The organism is Paraglaciecola arctica, assembly GCF_018861065.1.
In the GTDB taxonomy this organism is placed as follows: Bacteria; Pseudomonadota; Gammaproteobacteria; order Enterobacterales; family Alteromonadaceae; genus Paraglaciecola; species Paraglaciecola arctica_B.
In genome coordinates this window covers 24,699-47,037 of record NZ_JAHKQO010000001.1, presented here as the reverse complement: position 1 = coordinate 47,037, position 22,339 = coordinate 24,699, and the positions used below count along the sequence as shown (strand labels likewise).

Below are 22,339 nucleotides of genomic sequence, written 5' to 3'. Positions count from 1 at the left end.
TAACTAGCTTGAGATAAACCAAACATTTATAAATGCTTAGACTATCCCAAGCTAGGCAATCCAGCTTAATCAGTCTTATACGGAATACGGTACAGCAGGCTATAGAACACTGGTACTGCAACTAAGGTTAACAAGGTAGCAAATGCCAAGCCCCCCATAATAGTCACCGACATATCTGCAAAGAAGGGATCAAACAATAAAGGAAGCACGCCTAAAATAGTGGTAATAGCGGCTAATGCTACCGGCCTTAAACGACTGACGCTTGCCTCAATCAACCCTTGTAATGGCGGTTTACCTTCAGCAATCTGCAGATCAATTTCTTCTAGCAGAACAATGGCATTTTTTATTAGCATGCCGAATAAGCTTAAAAAGCCTAACAATGACATAAAACCAAATGGCATATCTGCGGCCAACAAACCAGCCACAACGCCAACTATTGCCATGGGCACAATTAACCAAATAATCAAAGGTTGCCGTACCCGACCAAACAACACCACACTAATTAAAAACATCACTAAGAATCCCAGTGGCAAACCTTTTCCTAAGGCTTCTTGAGCTTCGTTAGCCGATTCATATTCACCACCAAACTCGATAGAGTACCCCATAGGTAGTTCAATATTTTCAATTTGGCCTTGTACCCGAGTAAACGCGGCACCTGCAGTTTCATCAGCCCCTGGCTCAGCAGAGACAGTAATCGTGCGCACGCGATCTCGACGTTGTATCAACAACTCTTCACTTTGATATTTAATATCACTAGAAACCTGCTGAAAAGGTATATAACGTCTTTGGCTGCTACTCCATACCATACTATTTTTTATATCGGACATGTCAGGCGTATCTTGGGTACGACTTTTTGCAATGATCGGATATAGATAGTCACCTGACTGTAACTGCCCAATTTGTAACCCACTACTAGCAAATTGAATAGCCTGTGAGAAATCCGAACGAGAGACACCAGCCAAACCTGCGGTTATCTCATCGTATTGCGGCGTTAATATTATGCCTTTTTCGCGCCAATCATCTCGTACACTGTCAATAAGCGAGTCGTCAAAATAGATATCTTTTACTTGTTGAGCAAGGTTTCTGAGAATAGTTGGATCGGGTCCAGAAATTCGAGTTTCTAACTTAGCCGGCGCCGCCGGACCAAACTGAATCACTTTAGGGTAAAAACGCCCATCAGGGTCAACTGACTTTAGTTTATCTGCTAAAGACTTCGCAGTAGCTGGAATATCTTCCGCGTTTGCAACCCTAACAAAAAACAATCCATAACTTTCGTTCGGCATTTCAGGGCCATATAGCAAAGTAAAACGCTCTGCTCCTCGCCCCACAAAACTTGCCACCGAAGTTACTGACTCATCATCTAATATGATTGATTCTCCTTTCATCATATTCTCTGCTGTGTTGCGTATATCCCTGTCTTGAGGGCTCCAATAATTAATAAAAAATACTGGAGCGTTAGAAGGTGGAAAAAAACCTTGTTTAATTAAACCAAAACTCGCATAGGCACTGATAGTAATGGCGATCAAAACAATCAAACTAATCCATCGATAACGCAGCGCTTGTTTCAGAAACGATAAGTAGCCTAGTGAAAAACCTGATAGTTTTGTTTCAGTTTCTTGTTGTTCACCAACTTTATAGAAGTAACGCCCTAACAAAGGTGTCAATGAAACCGCAAACACCCAACTAAGCATCAGTGAAATCAGTACTACTGCAAACAATGAAAACAAAAATTCACCGGTCGCGTCATCAGATAAACCAATACCCGAAAATGCCATAATACCAATGACGGTTGCGCCAAGTAACGGCCATTGGGTCCGTCTAACAATAAAACTGGCGGCCTCGATAGCTGATTTACCTTTTGCCATTCGCATCATCATGCCTTCTGCTACTACTATGGCATTATCCACTAACATACCCATTGCAATCACCATGGCTCCTAGCGAAATCCGCTGTAAGCGTAGGTCTGATAACCACATAAATAATACGGTACCCAACACGGTAATTAACAAAGTAACGCCCACTACCACTCCCGAGCGCCATCCCATAAATATGCACAACGCTAGGGTCACAACCAGTACAGACACTTCTAAATTAACAATAAAGCCATCAACAGCGGTTTCCACTATGCTGGCTTGGTCATACAAAGATTCAACTTCAATACCGGCAGGTAAGCTATGTAATAATTCATCAATTTTTTGATTAACTTTGTGACCCACATCCACAATGTTTACATCAAATTTGGCTGACACTGCAAAGGTGATGGCTTCTTCCCCGTTATAACGCATAGCACTGTCTGGAATTTCTACCGGCTGTATACTAATTTCAGCAATATCTTTTAATTTAATAGAGGCATTATTCCCCGGTAAAACTATGGGTAAGTTACGTATTTCTTGGAGCCTATTTGAGGAATCAGCAATAGATAATCTGACTTGTTTGCCTTCGACTAACAATCTACCACCACTAAACGGACGTAAATTATTATCTAAAAGCTGGGTAATATCAGGAAATGACAAACCTAAACCAGCAATTTGGAAAGTATCAAAAGTTGCCACAATCTCTTCTTGAAGAATGCCATTAACATCGACTTTAGCCACGCCGTCGATAGTTAACAATTCGCGGCGAATAATCCGCGAAAACTCTCTCACCTGATAAGGTGTAAAATCTGGGGCAGTTAATGCGTAATACAATCCAAATACATCACCAAAATCGTCAATGACTGCAGGTACTGTGGTACCTAATGGCAAGGATGACGTTAAATCACTCAATCGTTTTCTAAGCTCGTCCCAAATTTGTGGCAATTGGTCGGTGTCGTAATTATGTAAGACCTCAACTCTAATTTGTGACACACCCGGTTTACTGGTTGATTTCAGACGTCTTAATTGCGGCATTTTCTGCAAAGCAATTTCGATTTGTTCGGTAAGCTCTCTTTCTACTTTTTCCGCACTGGCGCCAGGATAATAGGTCATTATCATGGACTCTTTGATAGTAAACGCTGGATCTTCTAGACGCCCGATGTTCTCTAGTGCGACTAGCCCCCCCACAATACAAACTAAGGCAAGTAACCAAACGTTGACTGACTTTGTCAGTGAATAGCGAGCGATATCCATTACTGTTCGGCCTTATATTCTCTTACCATTAAACCTTCGCGCATATAGGTAATACCGGCTGCCACCACTTTATCGCCTTCAGATAAACCCTGGTCAACTATCGCAAATTTTCCAGACATACCGTTTACACTGACCTTGCGTTTGGTTACGATTTCTTGTTGTTCGTCAAACAACCATACGGCAAAACCAGTTTCGCCATCCCCAAATACTGCCGAAACAGGTACTGATGTAATTTTGTCGGTCGCTTTTTGGCTTTGTATGGTTACCATTGCTCTTGAGCCTGGGATCAGTAATGTTTCTTGAGCATTATCAATTGCAAAGGTTAGATTGTATGTCTGGGTAATAGGGTCTGGAATGGCTTCATGTTCTACATAGTGAATTTTAAAGGTTTGCTCTTCAATTCCAATGATACGAGCTGTGGCAATGACTTCGGTATTACCTTTATTCAAGGTCATTACACGTTCAGGTACATCAAAAGAAAAATACAACGATGAACGGTCTTGGATAGTGGCAACAGAATTTCCCACTTGTACATAACTGTCGTTTTCAATATATCTGTCAGACACGAAACCATCAAATGGCGCCGTAATTTTGGTATAACTCAAATCTTGTTTAGCGTTGTTTAGATCTAATAATGTAGTTTCGAACTGTGTTTTAGCATTGTCATAAGCACTCTGGGATACGCCACCTGTTTTATACAAAGACTTAATACGTTTTAAATCATTAGTCGCCAGTTCGTGTCGTACTTCTCGATCTTTTACTTTGCGTTCATAAGGAGCGGGATCGATCTGAGCCAAGACTTGTCCTTTTTGAACTTTTCGACCTTTTATTAAGTCAGTGGCGATTAAGCGCCCTGCCACTTCGAATTTAAGCTCTACATTTTTCACAGCTGAAACAACCGCTGGGAATTCATACACTTCACTACTTGGTTGTGCAGCCACTTCGAAAGTTTGCACCACTATTGGCGCCTTTTCTGGGTCGACCGCCGCTAACTCAGAACACCCCTGTAGTAGCAGTAATACACCTACACTGACCCACAATTTCATATTACTTCCTCAAAATACTTGAATAAAAATTAAACACACTAACACTTAGCGCCGCAATGTTAACACATTTACACAATGTGTAAACCATGTTGAAAAAATAGCGTCGTTATCGTAGACTATGTGCCAAGCTAAGAGGTGAACATTGATGTTAAATAGTACTCGAAAAATATTTGATACAGCCAAAGAGTGTTTTTTCCAACATGGTTATAGCGCTGCAAGTATTGCGATGATAAGTCGGTACTCAAAAGTGTCGCGGGTCACGATCCACAAACAGTTTTCTTCTAAAGAAATTTTGTTTAGAGCCTTTATTCAAAATTTTTTGCTCGAAAAAGACATACAAGTTCAAGCATATATAAATAGCCAAGGTCGCTTTTGGGAAGACACTTATGATTTTTTATCGCAACGTTGTACTGAAGTGTTTGAAAATATACCCAACGCGATCATTAAATCGGATTTATTTCTAGCTGGGCAATCTCATTGCGCGGACCTATTGGAACAAAACCGAATTAAAACCCAAGAGGCGATCCAAACTAAATTGAACCAAGCTATCGAAGATAATCAGTTGAGCCTGAGTGTTATAGGCTTAAGTACCTATGAATTTGCAAAAAATGTAGAATCAGTTGCTGAAGGTATTATGTTATCAAGCTCGGTTGATGATCCGAATGAAACGATGAGAACAACCCTGCGGATTTACCAAATAGCAAGTGAGGTCAACGACGCATAGCATATATTTTGAAACTGCAAAATGCTACGTGTAAGGTTACCGGCAATGCTAAGTAACAGACTCATTGTTAGTCAATGAATTAATCAAAAACTTAAGAATACTCACGTAGACGTATTCTCAATCTATCAATCAAAGCTATCAGTCAGATTAATCAGCTATTACAAAATTCAATCCTGAATCAGCACCCACTGTCATATTTAAGTCTGCATCATAAAAATTAAAAAATTGAATTTGCTCTAAGGTGGAAAAATAGCTCATTTCTTGCTGCATGATATTTTCTGGCTCAGTGCATGCTAATTCAGTGCTAACAATGTTAGAAATTGTCATGTTGTTCTTATTGTCTATTTCCAAGTCGCCACTGTATTCGTTGCAGCCGCCGAAACCACTTACTTGTAAATTTTGAACATCAATCGACAATGTTACACTACTATTTTCAATTATGGGTTGAGGTCCAGCGATACTATCAAAGGATGTTAATTCCCAGACAACATAATCAAATGCTGTTTGTGTGTTTTTAATCTGCAAATCTGACAAATTAATGTGTAACCCACCGTCTACAGCCAATTGTTCAAGGTCAATTTGCGCAGTTTCTGGGTAACCATATTCTTGGTTATAGCTAACATTAATTGAAATACCGTCAGCAATGGCTTTTTCAATTAAGGCAAACAAACCATCTACCGTTTTAATTTCTTGCTGAATTTCTTCAGATATTTCGTCACCTGAAACAGTATCAAATGCAGATACGACCTTATTGCCTAAAACATTCACTTCCATTTGAGATTGATATTCATCTTCACACTCACAAAATCGGTGACTTTGAATGGTATAGAATTGCCCCGAAAGACTGTCCCATTTTTTTTTAGCCGCTTGTAATGCACTTGTCTCATCTGATGGATTGACAACTATTGGATCAGTAACTGAATGTTGTTTGGCCACAAAATGTAAGCCCGAGTCCCCACCAACCACCATGGTTAACGTGGCTTGGTCAAATGAATAAAACTGCACCTGAGATAAAGTAGCAAAATAACTTTGCTCTTGTTGCATAACATCTTCTGGCTCAATACAAGCCATCTCTGTACTAACGATATTAGATATAGAGATATTGCTATTTTTTTCATCTAGTACCAAATCAGCACTATAGCTATTGCAGCCTCCTAAGCCACTTACTTGCATATTTTGCATATCAACCGAAAGTGAAATATTTGAACCATCGATAATGGGTCTTGGGCCAGCGATTGTAGTGAAAGACTCTACCACCCACGTGACCTTTTCCAATGCCAAGAGTGAGTCCTTTACTTCCAAATCTGATAAGGTGACAAACAAACCGCCATCAACAGCAAGCTGTTCAAGATCTATTTTCGCAGATTCAGGATAACCAAATTCTTCGTTATAAGTGACTTCAATCGACACCTCGTCTGCAATCGCTTTTTCAATTAACGCAAATAAGTCATCCACCGTTTGGATTTCTTGCTGCACTTCTGCAGAAATGGCTTGGTCTGACGCAATATCGTATGCGGACAGTATCAAATTGTCAGATACGCTGATTTCCATTTGTGACGACATCTCAGTTGCGCATTCACAAAAGCGTTGACTTTGAATGGTATAAAATTGGCCAGACTGGCTTTGCCACTTTGCCTTAGCGCTTTGCAATAATTCCAAATCAGACTCTGAATTATCGATTTCTTGTATAACCTGCATCTTATCGTCAGAGCTATTACACCCAGTGGTAGTCGCAAAAATAGCCAATAATAAAGGCAGCAAAATGAACTCTTTAACAGAAAACCTTAAATTATCTGAAAATCTAAAATTGCGTATTTTTGCCGAACTGGATAAACGAGTCATAGTAATAATGTTTTTATTTTAAGTTGTTCAATAATATAGCTTAACCTAATTTGTATTTCTGTAATCAATTGTAATCCTTATGTTAAATTACAATTGATTACAGCGCTTATCCTACTCCTAAAAATAAAAAAGCGCCTCAAATGAAGCGCTTATTATTATTTTCAATGTTTGATCTAAGCCTAGGTACTGACCTATCTCATTTTACCTATTTAAAAATGAGGCTTTTATTCAGCCAAATCAAAACGGTCTGCGTTCATCACTTTGTTCCAAGCTGACACAAAATCCGCAAGGAACTTTTCAGTTGAATCACTACTCGCATACACTTCAGCTATCGAACGCAAAATGGAGTTTGAACCAAATAGTAAGTCAACATCAGTTGCACTCCACTTAGCCGCTCCAGTCTTGCGATCATTACCCTGATATGCATTTTTACCGGTTTTGCTCCATTTAGTATTCATATCTAATAGGTTTACAAAAAAGTCATTGCTTAGGGTTTCAGGTTTATCCGTAAATACTCCGTTGCTTATTCCATTGGCATTAGCGTTTAGTACTCTTAATCCCCCTACAAGAACCGTCATTTCAGGCGCAGTTAGGTTAAGTAATTGCGCTCTGTCTACCAATAAATCTCCCGGTTCAAAACTAGTGTTAGTTGCAATGTAATTTCTAAAACCATCAGCAATAGGTTCGAGTACCGCTATAGATTCGATATCGGTTTGCTCTTGAAGAGCGTCGGTTCGTCCAGCTGAAAATGGAACGCTAATAGCACTACCTGCGTCTTTTGCCGCTTTTTCAATTGCTGCAGCCCCTGCTAGCACAATCAGATCGGCCAGTGACACTTTTTTACTACCAGAGTCCTTATTAAACTCAGCTTGCACTTCTTTGAGTGCTGTCAGAACTAATGCAAGTTGCGGTGGATTATTCACAGCCCAATCTTTTTGAGGAGCCAACGCAATGCGTGCGCCGTTGGCACCGCCACGCATATCACTGCCACGGAAAGTCGCGGCAGATGACCACGCCGTGTAGACTAACTGCTGAACAGTCAAACCTGTTGCCAATATTTTAGCTTTGAGCACTTCGACGTCGTTATCGTCAATCAATTCATGATCAACTTCTGGAATCGGATCTTGCCAAATCAAAGGTTCACTAGGCACCAATTTACCTAAACTACGCGAAAATGGTCCCATATCACGATGGGTTAGTTTGTACCATGCTCGTGAAAAAGCTTCGGCAAATTCTTGTGGATTTTTATGGAAACGACGAGAAATCTTGCCATACTCAGGGTCCATACGTAACGCCAAATCACTGGTAAACATAATAGGCTTATGTTTTTTACTACTATCATGGGCATCAGGTACATTTGCCGAAGAAGGATCTGTTGGAACCCATTGTATTGCACCAGCAGGACTCTTAACCATATCCCAATCATAACCAAATAAAATATCGAAATAGCTGTTGTCCCATTGGGTAGGCGTGTTGGTCCAAGCTCCTTCTAAACCGCTAGAGATAGTATCACCACCTATTCCACTTTTATGGGTACTTGTCCAGCCAAAGCCTTGCTCTTCAATACTTGCGCCTTCTGGTTCAGCACCAACTAGGCCTGCATCACCTGCTCCGTGGGCTTTACCAAAAGTATGACCACCTGCAATTAAGGCAACAGTTTCTTCGTCGTCCATCGCCATACGAGCGAAAGTTTCACGAATATCTCGAGCCGAACCTAAAACACTAGGTTCTCCGTTGGGACCTTCTGGGTTAACATAAATTAACCCCATCTGAACTGCCGCTAAGTTACCTTCGAGTTCACGGTCGCCTTTATAACGTTCATCATTCAACCACTCTCCTTCTGGTCCCCAGTAAATATCTTCTTCTGGCTCCCAAATGTCAGTGCGGCCGCCTGCAAACCCAAAGGTTTTTAGCCCCATTGATTCTAATGCAACGTTGCCAGTTAAAATGATCAAATCCGCCCAAGAAATTTTGCGCCCGTATTTTTGTTTAATCGGCCAAAGCAGTCGGCGGGCCTTATCTAAATTTACGTTATCGGGCCAACTATTAATTGGTGCAAAACGTTGATTACCTGTACCGGCACCACCTCGCCCATCTCCTGTTCGGTAAGTGCCAGCACTGTGCCAAGCCATTCGAATAAAAAACGGCCCGTAATGACCGTAATCTGCTGGCCACCAATCTTGTGAATCTGTCATGAGGGTATGTAAATCATCAATCACCGCGTCTAAATCCAGTGTTTTGAATTCTTCGGCATAATTAAAACTCTGCTCCATAGGACTGGATTCGCGAGTGTTTTGATGCAATATTTTGAGATTAACCTGATTTGGCCACCAATGTTCATTTTTTAACGGCTCAGGTTTATTTTTGCCGCCACTTCCCATTACTGGGCATTTATCTATATCACTCATATTATGAAGCTCCTGATGATGTTGTATGCACTTGATAAATTGGCACACCAAAATAATTCCCAATAAATGTAGCACTAATTGTGAACCATGCTCTAATGAAGGATATTGATTGCACTGATAGTTAAGTTCAATCGAAAAAAACAAGGGTAGATTTTTAGACCAATATGGGCGTGCTAAAGTATTACTTTATTTGAATCTCGGCTCATGTAAATATTGCCATTAAGAACTTTCACTCAGTACAGCTACTTTGTATGGTTTTCCATCAAAATAAATGAGCACGTAAATTGATCATATAAAGAGTGGATTAAAGGGAGTTAGAATGAAGTTTATATCAGTAATATTGATGATTTGTATCACTGCAACGCTCTCCAATTATGTGTTCGCCAAAGACTTTGTGGCCCACTGTCGCGACTACCCGCCTGATTTATATTTTCAAAACGATAAATGTTTAGGGGCTGTTCCCGAATTGGTAAATGATATTTTTAACGAGCTTGGCCACAATATTATTTGGATAAAAGCCCCCTGGTTGCGCTCCCTAAAAGACGCCAAAGAAGGCAGAGTTGATATTCTAATACGTCACTCCATGACGCCAGAACGAGAGAAGTTTTTAGCACCAATTAAATACGAGGATCGAGTTCGAAAACTCTCATTTTTTAAGTCTCCCGCGTTAAAATCAGACATCACCTCCTATGATGATTTACAAAAAGTGGTGGTGGGCGCTATTCACGGTGTTTTTTACTCTCCTAAATTTGCAAGAATGGATAAAAGAAGGGTCATTTTTGTTGAAGAAACCGAACAATTGGTATCGATGCTGGCACTGAGCCGTATCGATATTGCCGTTTCGTCAGAATCTCACAATAAAGAAATGTTCGAAGGCAAATTCGAAAAAAGTCACTTTACTGAAACTTTTTATAATCCTCACTACATTAGTATTCCTAAAAACTCTGCGGCCATGCAGTATTATGACGAGGTAGCCAACCTAATGGCCAAGTACATTGAACTCAATAAGATTGAACCGTATTTTGAAAAACATAATCTAAAGATGCAAAAGTTAGAAACTGAGAGTAATCATCAAATATTGACTGATAAGTAAAATCACTCAAGCGAACCACCAGTATAAGTGAGCCGTGTTTGTGGGTGAGATAAGGTCGTTCTAACCCTATTTTCTAGGGCACAATTTCAATAGCTGCATATAAACGGCTACCACCATCTGATACGATTTTACGGAATGCTTCACTCACACTTTTGTCGTACAAATGTGCATGAGTGTGTAATTCGTCAAGTACGCTCTCTAACCCTAGTGCCCCTCTATAAGGTCTCGGGTTGATCATAGAATCCGCTAAATCTGCAACGGCCAAAATTCGAGCACCTAAGCAAATTTGCTCTGCGATCAATCCTTTGGGATAACCACTGCCGTCCATTTTTTCGTGGTGTTGTAAAACCATATCTAACACAGGCCAAGGAAATTCAATGCCTTCTAATAACTCTTGTGCTCGACTGGCATGGGTTTTTATCAACGAAAATTCCTCATCATTCAACTTCCCACTCTTTGTCAATAATTCATTAGGGATAGCTGATTTACCGATATCATGGATTTGCCCAGCAATACGTATCCCCTCAACTTCAAATGCACTCAAACCTAACTGCTGTGCTATCAAACGAGCGATAACAGCAACATTATTTTGATGGTGAGCAGTATAATCATCGTTAACAGCCAAAATTGAAGAAATACTATTAATTAATTGGTACAAAAAAACATCACGTTTCATACTATTTTCCATAACTTTGTTTTTTTGCTAACTGAATAAAATCGAGAAAAAAGCTTAAGTTACAATAGTCCACATATCAAACTATTTGAATTCACCTGCCTTTCATTCTAACCACTTCTAGCCTATCCAATAATAAAACCGTCATAAATGCGTAATAGATCTGTTACATAGCATCACTAATATTTTGTAGTTTTAAACAAACACGGGAATAATAACATGTATAAAAAAGGAATAATTTCGTTGAGCGTAGTCGCTCTTTTGACCGCTTGTTCTGGCGATGATGGTGCTGATGGCACCAATGGTGAAAATGGCAGCAACGGCCTGAATAGTTTAGTTAATCATCAAACTCTAGCGTTTGGAAGCAGTGATTGTTCTTTTGGTGGACTCAAAATCACATCAGGTTTAGATGCTGATGCAGATGGCACCTTAGCTGAGAGCGAAATTGAAAACACCACTTTTGATTGCGAAGCCAATACAGTTGGCACAACTGGATCACGTTTACCCTATTCAGTGCTGCGTAGTGATATAGAAGACGGTGCCAAACCAGGCGCAAACTTTGAAATACGCAATGGGGGCTACGGCTCAGATATGGTTAAGCATCCTAGCAACGCTAACCAATTTTACGCACTCACCGACCGAGGACCTAACGCGAGCTATACTGGCGATTTAGGCACAGGTAAGGTGTTCCCTGTCGCCGACTACACACCGCGTATTGGGCTATTTGAAATTCAAGACAATGGCGATGTAAAAATCATCGAAGAGATTTTACTTAAGCGACCCAATGGTACCTTAATTACCGGTTTACCTAACAGCTCAGCACTAGGTGGCACTGGTGAAACCCCATATGCAGTGTTAAGCGATGGTACAGTTGAAGTGCTGCGTGAAGACATGTCGCAAGCTTATGATGCCACCAACAACCCTATATTACTTGATGACTATGGATTAGATGGCGAGGGTTTAGTAGCCTTGTCTGACGGCACTTTTTGGGTCAGTGACGAATATGGTCCTCACATGGTTCACTTTGACATAGACGGAACAGAAATTGACCGCATTAACGCCTTTGAAAATGATAATCGTGTCACCTTCAATCTACCGGCAGAATTTGCTAATCGCCGTGCTAACCGTGGTATGGAAGGTTTGGCAATTACACCTGACGAAAAGACCCTTGTTGGTATTATGCAATCGACTATGTATAACCCAAGTAGTGCAGTTAAAGCGTTAGACATAGTACGTATCGTGACGGTAGATACAGAAACAGGCAGCGTTTCACAATACCTATACCAACAAGAAAAAGCTCAAAACTCTCAATCTGGCATCTTTGCCCTGAGTGCCACTGAATTTGTGGTAATTGAACGTGATGGCGCTTTTTACGCATCTAATACGGATGCGATGAAACACCTATATAAAATAGACATTAGTGGCGCTACGGATGTTGAAACCATTGCGGATACAGGCGCCTGGATCCAAGACGCAGACTTAGGTTTAACCAAAGACGGGCAAACCCTAGAAGAAGTAGTCTTAAACGAAGGTTGGGATGGATTAACGAACATCACCCCTGTTACTAAAACCTTAGTGGCTGATTTAGTATCTGAAGTACAATACCCTCACGACAAGTTAGAAGGCATGTGGCTGATTAACGAATCAACTATAGGCGTTATTAACGACGACGACTTTGCTACTTGGGCCTCTGGTGGTGTGTTAGAGCAAAAATATTTGGATGCGGGTCAAACCGTAATTGATGCCAATACTCTCTATATTATTGAAAACCTAGAGTTTTAAAACAAAACTCTAAATCAAGCTGTAGCGATATATTACCGGCTAGCCGAAATGTATCGCTATAGCGTTGATTGAGTAATATCGTTGAGAAGAATTTCACTATTTCGACGTTGACGCCTTGGTATACAAACTATCACCATCCCCCCTTTTCTTGCCTCATTTCTATCATTTCAAATCACTGTGCGATCTGCAGGTAGATATACTTTCTATAGAATCAGGAGGTTGCAACAAGAACAGTACTATGGCAAAACGTGTTTCCAATTAATTGTTAGCTTTGGCGATTTGCTATTCCACCAACTAATGCTTGGGGGTAAATAGATTGCGAATAATGATAAAAGAAACGAATAGCTTTGGAATTAACGAAACAATTAATAGAGATTTAAAAATATTTGAAGTATTAGTCTGAACTAGAAAAGTGTACATATTGTTTCCTTGATTCAAGGAAATCAAGAAATGGTGCCCAGGGCCGGACTTGAACCGGCACGTCCTTACGAACGAGGGATTTTAAATCCCTTGTGTCTACCAATTTCACCACCCGGGCATCGAGAGGTACTTGTATTGCTACAAGCTGGTATTGCTAATGTACATGGAGGCGGAACCCGGAGTCGAACCGAGATACACGGATTTGCAATCCGCTGCATAGCCATTCTGCCATTCCGCCATTCCGCTATATACGTGTTGTAAAATAATTATCTCTATTTTACGCAAATTCTTCAATTAAATAAAGAACTTGGAGCGGGAAACGAGATTCGAACTCGCGACCCCAACCTTGGCAAGGTTGTGCTCTACCACTGAGCTATTCCCGCACTTTTTACTTCTTTAAGTTATTGCTAACTTGTTTCAGATTAAGTTGTCTTGCTAGTGTTTCGCTTGACTCCCTAAAACTGAGGCTGCATTCTACATTCAAAGTATTATGTGTCAACAATAAAAATTAGGTTTTTGAACTGACTGATTGAATTTTGACTTAAACGCGCTAATTTTAATCAAAACCTCCAAAATTAATGTCTAACTACGTATTTTTTTGATCGTCCCATGCCGCTTTGGTGTAAACCAGCATCGACCAAAATGACAGCACTGCCGCAAAATATAATAAAATATATCCCAAAGACACCCAATAAATTCTGATCCCCATAAAATATTCCATTTCTGACAACAGACCAATTAACGCTAACATTTGCGCCATGGTTTTAGCTTTACCCGCAAATGACACTTTGACCAGATCTTGTTTGCCTTGTTGACCCATCCATTCTCGAAGCGCTGAAATATATATTTCCCGAGACATTAATAATATGGCGGGAATGGTTATCCATATATCGTCATAACTATGGGTAATGAGTAACAATGCGGCGGCAACAATTAACTTGTCGGCCACTGGGTCCAAAAATGCGCCAAATGCCGTAGTTTGATTTAGTTTTCTAGCGAGGTAACCGTCAAACCAGTCGGTTATTGCGGCAAACCAAAAAATAAATGCTCCCGCTTGATGTGCCCATTTCCATTCTAAAAAATAGACAACAACAAATACGGGTATAAGCAACACTCTGACAATGGTAATGATATTAGGAATAGTCCACATTTAATCTTTGTATTTCCTGTAATCGGTTTAGGTTTTAATTCGAGACTATTAACCCACATGCAGCGGATTATTTCAAAGCTCAATTGTGAATATGATCGTAAATAGTCTCAGCTAGCTCTTCGCTAATTCCTGGTACGTTAGCAATTTCACCTTTACTTGCTTGTAATACGCCATGCAAACCTCCCATATACTTGAGAAGGCTTTGCCTTCGTTTTGCCCCTACTCCTGGAATAGACTGCAGTTTAGAAGTGTTTTTCTCCTTTTTACGTCTTTGCCTGTGCCCTGCTATTGCGAAACGGTGCGCTTCATCACGAATATGTTGTATTAAATGTAAAGCCGCGCAATCTGCTGCCATCGGAATAGTGGCACGACTGCCCGCCATTATAAGGGTTTCTAAGCCAGCTTTGCGGCTAGTTCCCTTCGCTACACCTATCAAAGTGGGTTTTTTGGGTTGTTTCCAATCATTGAAGTAAGTCTCGGCTTGAGTGAGTTGCCCTTTTCCGCCGTCAATAAATAAAATATCGGGGATTTTACTCGGGTCTTTTACATCTCGATAGCGTCGTTCTAGTGCTTGCGCCATAGCGGCGTAATCGTCCCCTGGTGTAATCCCTTCAATATTGTAGCGTCGGTAATCGGTTTTATAAGGCCCTTCCCTATTAAACACCACACATGATGCGACAGTTTGTTGCCCAGACGTGTGGCTGATATCAAAACACTCCATACGTTGTATAGGCTGCTCAAACTCTAAAATTTGTTCTAATTCAATATAGCGGGCAAATACCGACTTTTGGTGACTCTGTTTGGATTCTAATGCAGTTTCAGCATTAGTGTTGGCTAGGTCAAGATAGCGGCGTTTTTCGTCACGTACACCTTTATAAAATTGAATCTTACGAGCCGCTTCTTTTGTTAACAATGCCTCAATAGCAGATTGTTCGTCTAATTCACATGGGATCACTATTTGCTGTGGAATGATTTTATTGCCAGCAAGATAAAACTGTAAGATAAAAGATTGAAACACTTCAGCGTCACTCGACTCTGCGGGCACTTTAGGATGAAAACTTTTACTTCCAAGTAATTTATTGTCGCGTATAAACAGTCCTTGAATGCTGGCTATACCATTGCGATATGCAAAACCAAACACATCCATCTCTTGTTGATTACCACTGACCCACTGTTGCTCTTGCACCTTGTTTAAAGCACCAATCTGGTCACGATAACGCGCTGCGGCTTCAAACCTAAGTTCGCTACTAGCTTGTTCCATTTTAGTGACCAAAGAGTCAATCACCTGTTTATTTTTGCCTTTTAAAAATAGTCGCGCAAATTGCACTTGTTGTGAATATTCTTCATCAGTCACTAACCCCTCAACACAGGGGCCTGCACAGCGTTGTAATTGATATTGTAAACAAGGTCGGGTGCGTGCGCGGTAATAGCTGTCTTCACATTGGCGAATAGGAAACAATCGTTGCATAGTGCTTAAACTCTCGCGCACGGCCCAAGCACTAGGATAAGGTCCAAAATACTCGCCCTTGAGCTTTTTGGGGCCACGGTGATTGCTTAATCGAGGGTGTAAATGATCAGATAAAAAGATAAAGGGATAGGACTTGTCATCTCTAAGTAATACGTTGTAACGAGGTTTGTATTTTTTTATGTAGTTATTTTCGAGAATAAACGCTTCTGCTTCACTATGAACTACGGTGACATCCATATTGCGGATTTGTTTAACTAACGACCGAGTTTTAATGCTGTCGACGTTGCTACGAAAATAACTCGCCACACGTTTCTTTAAGTTTTTGGCTTTGCCTACATAAATCACATCCTCGTTGTGATTATACATGCGATAAACACCTGGTTGGTTAGTCAGGTTTTTAAGAAAGGCTTGGTAATCAAATGATTCGTCTGGACTGATACTCATTACAATAGGTAGATTTACAAATGATCTGATGAAATAAGTTTATTTCTCAATGCTAGATGGGTCAGCTCAACGTCAGTACTCACCTTGAGTTTTTCAAACATTCGATAACGATAGGTATTCACTGTTTTAGCGCTGATGTTCAGAGAAACCGCAATATCTGGTACTTTGGCCCCTTTGGTCAACATTAAGGTAATTTCTAGCTCTCGCTCTGACAATTGATCGAAAGGATTGCTATCGTTTAAGTTAAGCTGCCCTAGAGCAATCTGTTGAGCGATGTCGGGGGAGACATACTTTTGACCCGCCGCCACTTTATAGATGGCTTTGATCATTTCTTGTGGATCAGAGTCTTTAGTCAAATAACCAAACGCCCCCATTTGCATGACTTTAGCCGGAATAGGGTTTTCTTTGTGAACTGATAACACTATGACTCGGGTATTTTCAGAGAATCGTAAAATTTGTTTAGTGGCTTCCAAGCCACCAATCCCCGGCATGCTCATATCCATTAACACTATGTCTGGTGCATTATTACGACAATATTTAACCGCATCTTCACCATTGGTGGCTTCGCCTACAACATTAAAGTTATCTACGTCTTCTAAAATACGGCGAATACCGGTTCTGACTAATTCATGGTCATCAACTAATAGCAGTTTAATCAAGGTAAGATCTCTTTAATTCTAACGGTAAAAATGTGTACTGAGTCTATTCCAACCTTGGATCGTGTCAGCTAATCCTTGTCCAATATTATACGCATAACACTGTTTAATCTGGCATCGAATCACCCATCTGTTTTGACAGTTAGCAATTGCCAATGGTTTAGTGGGTTTACCACCACAACGACAGCTAACTGGCATCTCGGTGACAGTTTTTTCAATCTCAGATTGTTTGGTTTTTCCTTTGAGCAGGAGCATATTTATCTGTGAACAATACTATCTATAAACCAGAGCATAAAGGATTACATTGCAAAACCATACTGAAACTCGTGATATCTCACCTCGACAGGCTAACTTTTAACCAGACAGACACGTTTAAACCCACATCTTAAGCTGTGTTTTTTACATAATACAACAATAGTGATGGGTAAAACGAAGAGCCGTTTAAAAAGAGTGTTTTAGGATGTTATCTATTTTTAACTGCATTTTAGGCGAATATACACCCTAAATCATCCAGTTCTGTTAATAGCACTTATAATAATATTGATAATATTGCAGCACAAACAGTCACACTGTATCTGTTTATATGTAAAAGAAGTTAACCGGCTAAATATTGCTTAACCTGAGTTACTTATATAACAAATACGGCGCCCGTTGCTGTTTAAAAGAGACTAAGTCTGCTTGCCAAGAATATTGAATGGTCTGTAGCGCCTGACCTGATAACATGGCTTTTCTGAGCTTGTCTGTACCACTCAACTTATCCATAAACGACGCGCGTTCAAAAAACGTTGCGTCTTGCTGTTTAAAAGCTTGATACCACTGATAAAATACATTCAAATCAAAACCTTGAATACTGGCAGTTCTAAGATCTTGCCCGGTAACTTGAACACCTTGTAGTTTAGGATTGTTTGTCACGCCACTAATAGCAATTGGCGTAAACTGAAAATGTCCAATATTGACTTTATCATGCCCCACTACTTGAAAGGGGTATGGTGTCCCCCTTCCTATACTTATAGGTGTCGCCTCAAATAGACACAGAGACGGATACAGTGCAATGGCTTGAGCGTTAGGCAAGTTAGGGCTAGGAGCAATCGGCAGTATATAAGTATCTTTTCTTTCGTATTCCTTTACTGGGATCACGGTTAACTTTAAGTCGTAGTCAAAGTCAGCGAGTGTTGAATTGATACTCAACCATCCTTCACCGAGGATCATCAGCGCTAATTCTCCCACTGTCATACCATGACTAAGAGGAATGGGATGCATTCCTACAAATGAACGAAACGCATCTTCAAGAATAGGACCGTCGACATAGGCGATATTAGGATTGGGGCGATCTAGCACTAAAAACTCCACCTCATTTTCTGAGGCAGCCTGCATCATATAATGCATTGAGCTTATGTAAGTATAAAAACGCACGCCTACATCTTGAATATCAAAAATAATCACATCAAGTTGCGACATGATTTCATCTGCAGGTTTTTTGTCTTTACCATAAATCGACACGATATTAATTCCAGTCACCGGGTCGACACTTGATTTAACGATCTCACCCGCACCATGATTTCCGCGAAAACCGTGCTCGGGTGCAAAAATAGCAGTCACATTGAAGTCGTTTTTTCGCAAAAAATCAACTAGATGCACCTCACCAATAGTCGAGGTTTGATTAACCACTACACCAATTCGTTTGCCTTGTAGCTGTGGGAAATACCTAGCAGTTTGCGCAGCCCCTACTTGCGATGCATGAATAACCTTAGCTGTTGCATCAGTGCTTTGCGACAAACACCATAGTGCAATAACCATAAACGCAAACTTAAGGATGATAACTTTGGACGCGACACACTGTTGATTCATATTCATGCTCGTTTTTAATAAAGTAAAATTGACCGCGCTAATCCTAGGTATTTAAAGCCGCCACAGAACGACGCAAAAAACCGTCATTTTGTTGCAAGATTTTTCGTCCTAAATGTGGCTCAACACCCGTTAAAATATGCAAGATAGAAAGCTTTACCATAAAGTTAGTCTTTTTCAACGCTTGTTCTGCGGTATAGGCGTCAACCTGCGTTGCCTGCATCACAATACGAATTGCTCGCATATGTAATTTCTTATTGCTGGCACTGACATCAACCATCAAATTCTCGTAACTTTTTCCTGAACGGATCATACTGGCGGTAGTGATCATATTTAATACTAATTTTTGTGCAGTACCGGATTTCATTCGAGTAGAACCAGTCAAGACTTCGGGGCCTACCACTGGACAAATAGCAATGTCGGCATGTTTGTCTATCTCAGAACCTGGGTTACAACTCAGACTGACAGTTTTCGCCCCTATGCTCTTGGCATAGTCCAAGGAACCAATGACATAAGGGGTGCGGCCACTTGCAGCAATTCCCACTAATACATCTTTGTCACAGAATTGAATATGCTTAAGATCATCAATGCCCATTTGCGGATCATCCTCTGCTCCTTCTACCGCTTTAAGAATCGCCTTATTGCCACCTGCGATTAGCCCAACGACTTGTTCTGATGGAATACTAAAGGTTGGCGGACATTCAACCGCATCTAAGATCCCCAACCGTCCACTTGTACCAGCACCGATATACACAAGTCGACCACCCACCTTAAACGCTTCCACAACGGCTTCAACTGCTTCACTAATGGGTTCAATACATTTTTCTATCGCTAATGGGACTTTTCGATCCTCATTATTAATTTGCGTTAGAATTTGTTTACTGTCCATCAAATCAATATCCATGGTATCTGGATTACGCCCTTCAGATACCATGCTATCCAATTGATTTAATAATGAATAATCACTTTCATCTGTAAATTGATTCGACGATTCGCTGTGATCGTTATCTACTTTTGATTGTACATTGTCACTATTCTTTTTCGCCAAAATACAGGCACCGTCTAGGGCGGTACCGGATGATAAAACACAAAACTCAGCAATTTCGGGTGATAGATATTTAAGCGTAGGCTGAGCTAAACCACCCAATAAAACAACGGCAGATAGTGACTCTTTTCTAGTCGTTAAAATTAGCGCTTCACATGCCCGAGTGTGTTTATCGACTACCTGTTTCGCTGCATCACAACTATCGGCTAAATCAAATACTATCGGGCACATTTCAGCAAACATTTTAGGCGACGCTTTACGCAGCCAATTCGCCACATCCTCTTGGCTTTTACCAATATGCGATAACACTTGTTGCGATAGTGAGCTTACAGGTTTACCTTCATTATCGTAATCATCTAGTAGGATTTGAACCGCACTAAAGCCCAATTGTGCCCCGCCACCGTGGTCTCCAATTGGAAATCCCCAACCACCATAATAATGCTCGTTATAATCTGCATCTAACCGCGCCCCTACCGAGCCCGTACCAAGAGCAACAACACTAATTGGTGCCGCATGGTTGGCACCGTACAAAGAGGTTTTAGCGTCATTGCAAACCATCAATGAGGCAAATGTAATCGGCATAACATGCTGCAACTTTTCGGCTTGATGTGCAACGCCTCCGCCTGCCACTCCCACCACTACTGAAACCTGTTCAGCCTTACAATCAAAAGCCGTCATCAATTGTAATAGAATAGAGATAATGGTCTCTCTAGCAGAATCAAAGTCGTTGGTTAACGAAGACGGCCCACCTTTTACTTCAAACTGTTCGCCACTTTGTAAATTTTGAATACGACCGTAAGTTTTTGTGCCGCCACCATCGACACCAATAATATATTCACACGACATTATACGATCACCTTAGAGAGTTGCTGTTCATCTGATTGTTTCTTCCCTGAAATACACACTAAAAATGAAATAAAGGTTCCAATACATAACTGCCAAGTGAAGCCTAAATCAAAATGATGCTGCGCAGGCAATACTGATTGAATAATATAAGGTTGAAAAATTAAAGGAACACAAAAGCCACATATTAGTGCCCATAAAACTGTGGTTTGGTTGCCTCGTTTTGTAAATATGGCCGCCGCAAATACGCCCAGCAATCCACTATAGGAAAACACCATCACGCTTAAAGCAAACGCAAGCAAAGGTGTGTCACTAAATTGTTGCCAAAAATAGCAAAGAATAGCCATTGCACCCAATACTAATGCTACGCTAGCCATGGCCACTTGCCCTGCTCGCACAAAATGTTTATCTGAATGGTGTTTTTTTCGTTTTAATGTCCAAGGACGATAAATATCCTGCACTAACACTGAGGCCATTGAATTCAATCCAGAATTTAAGGTTGAAAGGGCGGCAGCAATTACACCAATAGTCACAAAACCTCGCACTCCGGCTGGCATCTCATTAAGTACGTAATACATAAAAATGGTGACTTTTTCTCCTGAAAAAGTTTGATTTACAGCGCCGGCTTCACCGCCCAGCATCAAATCAGGGCGCTGGTAAAACACATAAAGCAAAAGACCAATGGCGATAAACAACAACATCACGGGGATCACTAACACCACTGACAACAACAAAGAGCGCCCACCTTCTTTAGCATTCTTACAAGTTAAAACGCGCTGGGTCATATCTTGGTCTAGACCAAAAGCGGCAATATTTAATAATACAAACCCGGTCAGTGCCGACCACATGTTAAATACACCCGCCGAACTAAAATCCAGAGCCCAGTTAAAAATTGTTAACTTAGACTTTTCATCGCCACCAGGGTTATCTAGCACCGCCCATATTTCGCTGAAATCGGCAGGAATAGAAACCAGTAAGAAATAAATCACTAAAAACGCAGCGGTGACATAAACCACACATTGGATCACATCACTGTAAATAACAGTTCTGATGCCACCAATAACCGAATACCCTAGCCCTACAGCCACCAGTATAAAAGTGGCAGAAATGACACTACCGGCAGCAATATCACCGAATAAAATCATTGAGACTGCGATTGCAGCCATATAAAGACGCGCACCGCTGGCAAATATTCTGCCAAATAAATACAAACATCCGGCCTGTTTCTTGGCTGATTCGCCAAATTGACTTTCTAGCAATTCATAAACGGTAGAGACTTTGTTTTCATAAAATCGCGGGATAAAATAACGCATCACCAAAATAGCAGCGATAAAAGCCCCTACATTGGTTGCCAAATAAGACAGGTCTGAGCGATAACCTTGGTCTGGACCGCCCAAAAAAGTAGCAGCAGATTGCGATGTAGCCAATACAGATATCGCAACCAACCAAACTGGCATTTGGTTACCGCCCAAAAAATAATCTTTAGTATTGGCAGACTTTTGACGATTGAAGTACCAACCGGTGACCAAAAGTAACCCTACATAACTTGCAAATACAATCCAATCAGCAAGAGCAAACTGTGCCCCCATAAAGATACGCCTTATTTAAAATTATTCTTAATTATGATGCTAAATGCCAAAATCCATTCTCCAATTAGAATATACAATTCATAATAAGATGCAAATTAATAATAATTTATTTAAAACAATCACTCTCATTAACATCAATAAAATTCCGGTTTTAAGTGCTTGGACAATCCTCAAAAGGCTTACATCCCCCTGAAAAATCGAAAT

General features: G+C 40.6%; 15 protein-coding genes, 3 tRNA genes and 1 pseudogene. 3 read left to right on the top strand and 16 right to left on the bottom strand.

Annotated features, from left to right (window positions below):
- Positions 1-65: 65 nt before the first annotated feature.
- Positions 66-3,107, bottom strand: coding sequence for an efflux RND transporter permease subunit (locus KO534_RS00210; protein WP_215925964.1), 3,042 nt, complete (start codon positions 3,105-3,107; stop codon positions 66-68).
- Positions 3,107-4,153 carry an efflux RND transporter periplasmic adaptor subunit gene (locus KO534_RS00205; protein ID WP_215925962.1) on the bottom strand — a complete coding sequence of 349 codons (1,047 nt, stop codon included), beginning with the start codon at positions 4,151-4,153 and terminating at the stop codon, positions 3,107-3,109. Before KO534_RS00205 ends, KO534_RS00210 begins: the two co-directional genes overlap by 1 nt.
- A gap of 145 nt (positions 4,154-4,298) precedes the next feature.
- Between KO534_RS00205 and KO534_RS00200 the strand changes: the two genes are divergently transcribed.
- Complete coding sequence (locus KO534_RS00200; protein WP_215925960.1) at positions 4,299-4,877, top strand: helix-turn-helix domain-containing protein; 579 nt, start codon at positions 4,299-4,301, stop codon at positions 4,875-4,877.
- 147 nt (positions 4,878-5,024) lie between these two features.
- Here KO534_RS00200 and KO534_RS00195 read toward each other — a convergent pair whose 3' ends face one another.
- Both KO534_RS00195 and katG read right to left on the bottom strand, forming a co-directional pair.
- Entirely contained in the window at positions 5,025-6,638 is a 1,614-nt protein-coding gene (locus tag KO534_RS00195) for a DUF6174 domain-containing protein (RefSeq protein ID WP_215925958.1), read from the bottom strand.
- A 305-nt stretch (positions 6,639-6,943) separates the two neighbouring features.
- The gene (gene katG / locus KO534_RS00190) at positions 6,944-9,127 is read right to left on the bottom strand and encodes a catalase/peroxidase HPI (RefSeq protein WP_215925956.1); all 2,184 of its coding nucleotides are present in this window, start codon (positions 9,125-9,127) and stop codon (positions 6,944-6,946) included.
- 319 nt (positions 9,128-9,446) lie between these two features.
- Between katG and KO534_RS00185 the strand changes: the two genes are divergently transcribed.
- Positions 9,447-10,220 (top strand): substrate-binding periplasmic protein, encoded by a 774-nt coding sequence (locus tag KO534_RS00185; RefSeq protein ID WP_215925954.1) that lies wholly within the window; start codon positions 9,447-9,449, stop codon positions 10,218-10,220.
- A 73-nt stretch (positions 10,221-10,293) separates the two neighbouring features.
- Here KO534_RS00185 and KO534_RS00180 read toward each other — a convergent pair whose 3' ends face one another.
- Positions 10,294-10,896 (bottom strand): HD-GYP domain-containing protein, encoded by a 603-nt coding sequence (locus tag KO534_RS00180; RefSeq protein ID WP_215925952.1) that lies wholly within the window; start codon positions 10,894-10,896, stop codon positions 10,294-10,296.
- Positions 10,897-11,112: 216 nt separating this feature from the next.
- Here KO534_RS00180 and KO534_RS00175 point away from each other — a divergent pair, with 216 nt between their 5' ends.
- Positions 11,113-12,675: an esterase-like activity of phytase family protein gene (locus KO534_RS00175; protein ID WP_215925950.1), complete on the top strand. Its 1,563-nt coding sequence runs from the start codon at positions 11,113-11,115 to the stop codon at positions 12,673-12,675.
- A gap of 451 nt (positions 12,676-13,126) precedes the next feature.
- On the opposite strand, the gene KO534_RS00170 is transcribed toward KO534_RS00175, so the two are convergent.
- From KO534_RS00170 to KO534_RS00125, 11 genes and pseudogenes are all read right to left on the bottom strand, one after another.
- Positions 13,127-13,213, bottom strand: a tRNA-Leu gene (locus KO534_RS00170).
- A gap of 46 nt (positions 13,214-13,259) precedes the next feature.
- Positions 13,260-13,333 (bottom strand) — tRNA-Cys (locus KO534_RS00165).
- A gap of 70 nt (positions 13,334-13,403) precedes the next feature.
- A tRNA-Gly gene (locus tag KO534_RS00160) sits at positions 13,404-13,478 on the bottom strand.
- Positions 13,479-13,681: 203 nt separating this feature from the next.
- On the bottom strand, positions 13,682-14,245 hold the full coding sequence (gene pgsA, locus KO534_RS00155) for a CDP-diacylglycerol--glycerol-3-phosphate 3-phosphatidyltransferase (protein WP_215925948.1): 564 nt from the start codon (positions 14,243-14,245) through the stop codon (positions 13,682-13,684).
- A 79-nt stretch (positions 14,246-14,324) separates the two neighbouring features.
- Entirely contained in the window at positions 14,325-16,157 is a 1,833-nt protein-coding gene (gene uvrC / locus KO534_RS00150; RefSeq protein WP_215925946.1) for an excinuclease ABC subunit UvrC, read from the bottom strand.
- 14 nt (positions 16,158-16,171) lie between these two features.
- Positions 16,172-16,816: a UvrY/SirA/GacA family response regulator transcription factor gene (uvrY, locus tag KO534_RS00145; RefSeq protein ID WP_215925944.1), complete on the bottom strand. Its 645-nt coding sequence runs from the start codon at positions 16,814-16,816 to the stop codon at positions 16,172-16,174.
- Between the two features lie 18 nt (positions 16,817-16,834).
- Entirely contained in the window at positions 16,835-17,068 is a 234-nt protein-coding gene (locus tag KO534_RS00140; RefSeq protein WP_215925942.1) for a hypothetical protein, read from the bottom strand.
- Between the two features lie 369 nt (positions 17,069-17,437).
- Positions 17,438-18,661, bottom strand: a complete 1,224-nt coding sequence (locus KO534_RS00135) for an exo-beta-N-acetylmuramidase NamZ family protein (RefSeq protein ID WP_436836559.1) — start codon at positions 18,659-18,661, stop codon at positions 17,438-17,440.
- 43 nt (positions 18,662-18,704) lie between these two features.
- A complete protein-coding gene (gene murQ, locus KO534_RS23320; protein WP_436836560.1) occupies positions 18,705-19,706 on the bottom strand; it encodes an N-acetylmuramic acid 6-phosphate etherase in 1,002 nt (333 codons plus the stop codon).
- A gap of 90 nt (positions 19,707-19,796) precedes the next feature.
- A pseudogene (locus KO534_RS23315) lies at positions 19,797-20,549 on the bottom strand (BadF/BadG/BcrA/BcrD ATPase family protein); the annotation flags it as partial.
- The gene (locus KO534_RS00125; protein WP_215925938.1) at positions 20,549-22,135 is read right to left on the bottom strand and encodes a sodium:solute symporter; all 1,587 of its coding nucleotides are present in this window, start codon (positions 22,133-22,135) and stop codon (positions 20,549-20,551) included. The gene KO534_RS00125 and the pseudogene KO534_RS23315, both read right to left, overlap by 1 nt.
- Positions 22,136-22,339: the final 204 nt, after the last annotated feature.

Coding starts and splice junctions, on each gene's coding strand:
- uvrC (WP_215925946.1), bottom strand. CDS start 16,157: ATGAGTATCAGTCCAGACGAATCATTTGATTACCAAGCCTTTCTTAAA.
- KO534_RS00210 (WP_215925964.1), bottom strand. CDS start 3,107: ATGGATATCGCTCGCTATTCACTGACAAAGTCAGTCAACGTTTGGTTA.
- KO534_RS00205 (WP_215925962.1), bottom strand. CDS start 4,153: ATGAAATTGTGGGTCAGTGTAGGTGTATTACTGCTACTACAGGGGTGT.
- KO534_RS00180 (WP_215925952.1), bottom strand. CDS start 10,896: ATGAAACGTGATGTTTTTTTGTACCAATTAATTAATAGTATTTCTTCA.
- KO534_RS00185 (WP_215925954.1), top strand. CDS start 9,447: ATGAAGTTTATATCAGTAATATTGATGATTTGTATCACTGCAACGCTC.
- KO534_RS00175 (WP_215925950.1), top strand. CDS start 11,113: ATGTATAAAAAAGGAATAATTTCGTTGAGCGTAGTCGCTCTTTTGACC.
- KO534_RS00200 (WP_215925960.1), top strand. CDS start 4,299: ATGTTAAATAGTACTCGAAAAATATTTGATACAGCCAAAGAGTGTTTT.
- katG (WP_215925956.1), bottom strand. CDS start 9,127: ATGAGTGATATAGATAAATGCCCAGTAATGGGAAGTGGCGGCAAAAAT.
- KO534_RS00125 (WP_215925938.1), bottom strand. CDS start 22,135: ATGGGGGCACAGTTTGCTCTTGCTGATTGGATTGTATTTGCAAGTTAT.
- KO534_RS00135 (WP_436836559.1), bottom strand. CDS start 18,661: ATGAATCAACAGTGTGTCGCGTCCAAAGTTATCATCCTTAAGTTTGCG.
- pgsA (WP_215925948.1), bottom strand. CDS start 14,245: ATGTGGACTATTCCTAATATCATTACCATTGTCAGAGTGTTGCTTATA.
- KO534_RS00140 (WP_215925942.1), bottom strand. CDS start 17,068: ATGCTCCTGCTCAAAGGAAAAACCAAACAATCTGAGATTGAAAAAACT.